Consider the following 4,038-nt stretch of genomic DNA (forward strand, 5'->3'; position numbering starts at 1 on the left):
CCGGTCTTGCCGACCGTGCACAGCGCGGTATTGCCCGCCGTCACGCCGGACAGCGCGACGGATTTCTTCGGCTTGAAACCAGCGGTTGCGGGTGCTTCGGTCGATGCGGTATCAGTCATGCTCTCCGGTCTCCTTTCGTACGCTCGCTACGCGGCGTTACTTGTGGTGCTTGACGCTCGCGCCTGGCATGCACGCCTGTGCGACGCTGAATTCGCGCTCATGCCCCTGTACCCGGCGCGGCGAAGAGCGGCGCGCATTGTTCCGGTATGGTCTGGCCGGTCGCATGCGCGCGACGCAGCACCGCCCAGTAATAACGATAGCTCGCGCGGTCATGCAGCGTGTCGCCGTGACGCGTCGGGCCCCACTGCGCGCGTTGCGCGCCGAGCAGGATCTCGGCCGCGAGCGCAATTTCTTCGGCGCGCGGCGAAAACGCCTCGACGATCGGCCTGATCTGGTCCGGATGGATGCTCCACATGCGCGTGTAGCCGAACTCGTTGCGGGCGCGCGCGGCATCGTTCGCGACGACGCTCATGTCGCGCACTTCCGTCGACACATTGTGCGATGGCACCTTGCCGTGCGCGTGACATGCGGCGGCGATCTCCAGCTTCGCGCGCCGCACGAGCGGATGATCGAACTGACCCGGGGAGCGCATCGCGGTATCGGGGATCGCGCCGTTGTGCGCGGACACGAAATCCATCAGGCCGAAGCTCAGCGATTCGACGCCCGGCAGCGCGGCGAGTTCGAACGCTTGCGCGAGCGCGCCATGCGTCTCGATGAGCAGATGACAGGGAATCGGCTTCGGAATGCCGAACTCGCAGCGCGATGCTTCGATGAAAGCGACCATCTCGGCGGCATCGACGGCGCTGCGGATCTTCGGCAGCATGACGAACGCGGGCGCGTGCTTCGCGTGGCGCAGGACGATGCGCACGTCGTCGCGCCACGCACGATGATGGAAGTCGTGGATGCGCACGCCGACGCGCCCGAAACGGTCTTCCTCGCCGCCGACCAACGATGCGACCAGCTCGGCGTGTTCGGCTTCGTGACCGACTTGCGCGCCGTCCTCGCAATCGAGCGTGATGTCGAACACCGGGCCCAGTTGCGCCTGCAACGCCAATGATTTCTTCATCAGCTTCTCGCTGCCGGCGTAGTGATCGCAGGGCGGAAGCACGGCAGGCTGCGGTTCGCCGTCAAACAGCACTTCGGCGGGAGTGAGATCGCGCATCGTCGGCATCGGGTCCGATTGGAGGGATGTGAATTCGATCTGCTCATGCATCTGATCCGATCGCGCTCGAACATCTTTCAAGCGCGATCGGATCAGGCGCGAACGCGACGAGGCGTCCGCGCTGACGGGAAGCCCTTGCGAGCTTCCCTTTCAACACGTGCTTACTTGCCGAGCAGGTGCGCGACGCCGTCACGCTCTTCGAGCAGTTCGTTCAGCGTGCCGTCCATCTTTTCGCGCGAGAACGCGTCGATTTCCAGGCCTTCGACGCGCTTGTACTCGCCGTTTTCGCACGTGACGGGCACGCCGTAGATGATGTCTTCCGGAATGCCGTACGAGCCGTCCGACGGAATGCCCATCGTGACCCACTTGCCGTTCGTGCCGAGCACCCAGTCACGCACGTGATCGATCGCCGCGTTAGCCGCCGATGCCGCCGACGACAGGCCGCGCGCTTCGATGATCGCCGCGCCGCGCTTGCCGACGGTCGGGATGAACGTGTTGCGGTTCCATTCGTCGTCGTTGATGAGCTTCGTGAGGTTCTCGCCTTCGGCGGTCGCGAAGCGGAAGTCCGGGTACATCGTCGGCGAGTGGTTGCCCCACACCGCGAGCTTCTCGATCGAAGCGACCGGCTTGCCCGACTTGGCCGCCAGCTGCGACAGCGCGCGGTTGTGATCCAGGCGCAGCATGGCGGTGAAGTTCTTCTTCGGCAGATCCGGCGCCGACTTCATCGCGATGTACGCGTTCGTGTTCGCCGGGTTGCCGACGACCAGCACCTTCACGTCGCGGCTCGCGACATCATTCAGCGCCTTGCCCTGAACCGTGAAAATCTCGGCGTTCGCCGACAGCAGATCCTTGCGCTCCATGCCCTTCGAACGCGGACGCGCACCGACCAGCAGCGCGACATCGGCGTCCTTGAACGCGACCTTGGGATCGTCCGTGACGACCACGCCCGCGAGCAGCGGGAATGCGCAATCTTCCAGTTCCATCACGACGCCCTTCACAGCGGCTTGCGCTTGCGGCAGATCGAGCAACTGAAGAATCACGGGCTGGTCTTTGCCGAGCAGATCGCCGTTGGCGATACGGAACAGCAGCGAGTAGCCGATTTGACCTGCGGCGCCGGTTACGGCAACGCGCTTTGCGGACTTAGCCATTGAGAACTCTCCTGGACAGTGCGTGGAACGCTAGGGAAAAACGCCATTTTATGCGCGTTACGCAAAGCGTTGATGAAGACATGCCGGCCATGCCGTGCGCGAAACCGCCGAACGCGGTTGCCACGTGGCGTTGCGCGCGTTCATTCGTGGATTCGCGTCGCATGAATGCTCGAGCGGCGCGACCGTCATGCCATGAATCCTTCTCTTCGAGCGAGAGGCGTGCGGAACGGTCTGGAAGGACGCGATGATTTCGCTTGGGTCTGACGGCAACGCGCCCATTCGAGACGGCGCTTGACGTTGCGAGGCGTGGGGCAGGCAGCGGCGCGCGAATCGAGTGGCCGATCGGCGTGAGGCGAAAGCGAAAGGGCGTGCCTGGCGGTAAGCTGCGCAATGCGTGGATGCCGCGACTCCGCGTGCTCTCGGCGAGAAAGCCGCTGTGAAAACACGCTGACCGGCGGTTCCTGCGCGCTGGCAACGACCCGCAAACCCTTGCTCGAGAAAGAGTGTAGGAGCGGTCCGAGGTAAAGTCAACACTATCTTATGTCTTATATAAGACATAGGAATCGGCGGGAAAAGTCTGGACGCACGGCGGCCCTTGTGTTGAAATGCGCGGCATGAATTCCAACCCGGCGAGCACGACGACCCCCAATGGCACTGCACCGGCGGCTGAGGCTGCCGCGAGCACGCCGTCGCCGACGTTCAGCCCGCTGTATCAGCAAATCAAGGCGCTCATCACGCAGGGGCTCGAGTCCGGCGAATGGAAGCCTGGCGAAATCATCCCGAGCGAAGTCGAGTTGGCCGCGCGCTACAAGGTGAGTCAGGGCACGGTCCGCAAAGCGATCGACGAACTCGCCGCCGACAACCTCCTCGTTCGCCGTCAGGGTAAAGGCACGTTCGTTGCGACGCACAACGAAGATCGCGTGCAGTTCCGCTTCCTGCGCCTCCTGCCCGACGACGGCGACGTTCATCCTCACGTCAGCCGCCTGCTCGAATGCAGACGGCTGCGCGCTCCCGCCGAGATCGCGCGTCAACTGGATCTGAAGCCCGCCGATCCCGTCGTTCTTATCAAGCGTCTGTTGCAGTTCGATGGCGTCACGACCGTATTCGACGAGATCTGGCTGCCAGGCGCGGTGTTTCGTGGACTCACGGCCGAGCGCCTCGCCGAGTACAAAGGCCCGCTCTACGCAATGTTCGAGACGGAGTTCGGCACTCGCATGATCCGTGCGACGGAAAAGATCCGCGCCGTTGCCGCCGACGAGACCGTCGCGCAGTTTCTCGATGTGACGCAGGGATTTCCGCTGTTATCGGTGGAGCGCGTGTCTTATACCTATGGCGATCGCCCCGTCGAAGTGCGGCGCGGATGGTACGTCACGACTGGTTATTACTATCAGAACGACCTGAGTTGATCGAATGAAGAACGGGGCCGCGAGCACAGGCTGAGTGCTCGCGGAAAAGGTGCGTCAACACGGCCATTTTCGCGCACGGAGCAACAGTCTCTTGGACCGCTTTTCGCTGCAGCGCGAAATAAAAAGGCGCTAAAATCGCGGATTAGTGTTTTAACAAGTTGGGGTCTAGCATGGCTGAAGCCGTAAAAAAACCAAGGCCCGAATACCGGAACATCGGACTCGGCCAACTCGCGAAGTACCGCTTGCCGCTGGCAGGAAAGGT

Annotated in this window: 3 protein-coding genes and 2 pseudogenes; 2 read left to right on the forward strand and 3 right to left on the reverse strand. The window is 62.9% G+C overall.

What is annotated here, in order from left to right; translation table 11 throughout:
* The 3 genes and pseudogenes from NCR38_RS14190 to NCR38_RS14200 all read right to left on the reverse strand — a co-directional run.
* Positions 1-119 (reverse strand): annotated as a pseudogene (locus NCR38_RS14190) (2-methylcitrate synthase); the annotation flags it as partial.
* 98 nt (positions 120-217) lie between these two features.
* Positions 218-1,222, reverse strand: coding sequence for a CoA ester lyase (locus tag NCR38_RS14195; protein ID WP_061122001.1), 1,005 nt, complete (start codon positions 1,220-1,222; stop codon positions 218-220).
* 161 nt (positions 1,223-1,383) lie between these two features.
* Complete coding sequence (locus NCR38_RS14200; RefSeq protein ID WP_061122000.1) at positions 1,384-2,370, reverse strand: malate dehydrogenase; 987 nt, start codon at positions 2,368-2,370, stop codon at positions 1,384-1,386.
* A gap of 614 nt (positions 2,371-2,984) precedes the next feature.
* Between NCR38_RS14200 and NCR38_RS14205 the strand changes: the two genes are divergently transcribed.
* The gene (locus NCR38_RS14205) at positions 2,985-3,776 is read left to right on the forward strand and encodes a GntR family transcriptional regulator (RefSeq protein ID WP_250477269.1); all 792 of its coding nucleotides are present in this window, start codon (positions 2,985-2,987) and stop codon (positions 3,774-3,776) included.
* Between the two features lie 170 nt (positions 3,777-3,946).
* A pseudogene (locus tag NCR38_RS14210) lies at positions 3,947-4,038 on the forward strand (succinate dehydrogenase, cytochrome b556 subunit); the annotation flags it as partial.

This window comes from Caballeronia sp. INML1 (genome assembly GCF_023631085.1).
Lineage (GTDB): Bacteria > Pseudomonadota > Gammaproteobacteria > Burkholderiales > Burkholderiaceae > Caballeronia > Caballeronia turbans.

Bases quoted from the DNA above. Each gene is read 5' to 3' on its own strand.
- NCR38_RS14195 (WP_061122001.1), bottom strand. From the start codon at position 1,222: ATGCGCGATCTCACTCCCGCCGAAGTGCTGTTTGACGGCGAACCGCAG.
- NCR38_RS14200 (WP_061122000.1), bottom strand. From the start codon at position 2,370: ATGGCTAAGTCCGCAAAGCGCGTTGCCGTAACCGGCGCCGCAGGTCAA.
- NCR38_RS14205 (WP_250477269.1), top strand. From the start codon at position 2,985: ATGAATTCCAACCCGGCGAGCACGACGACCCCCAATGGCACTGCACCG.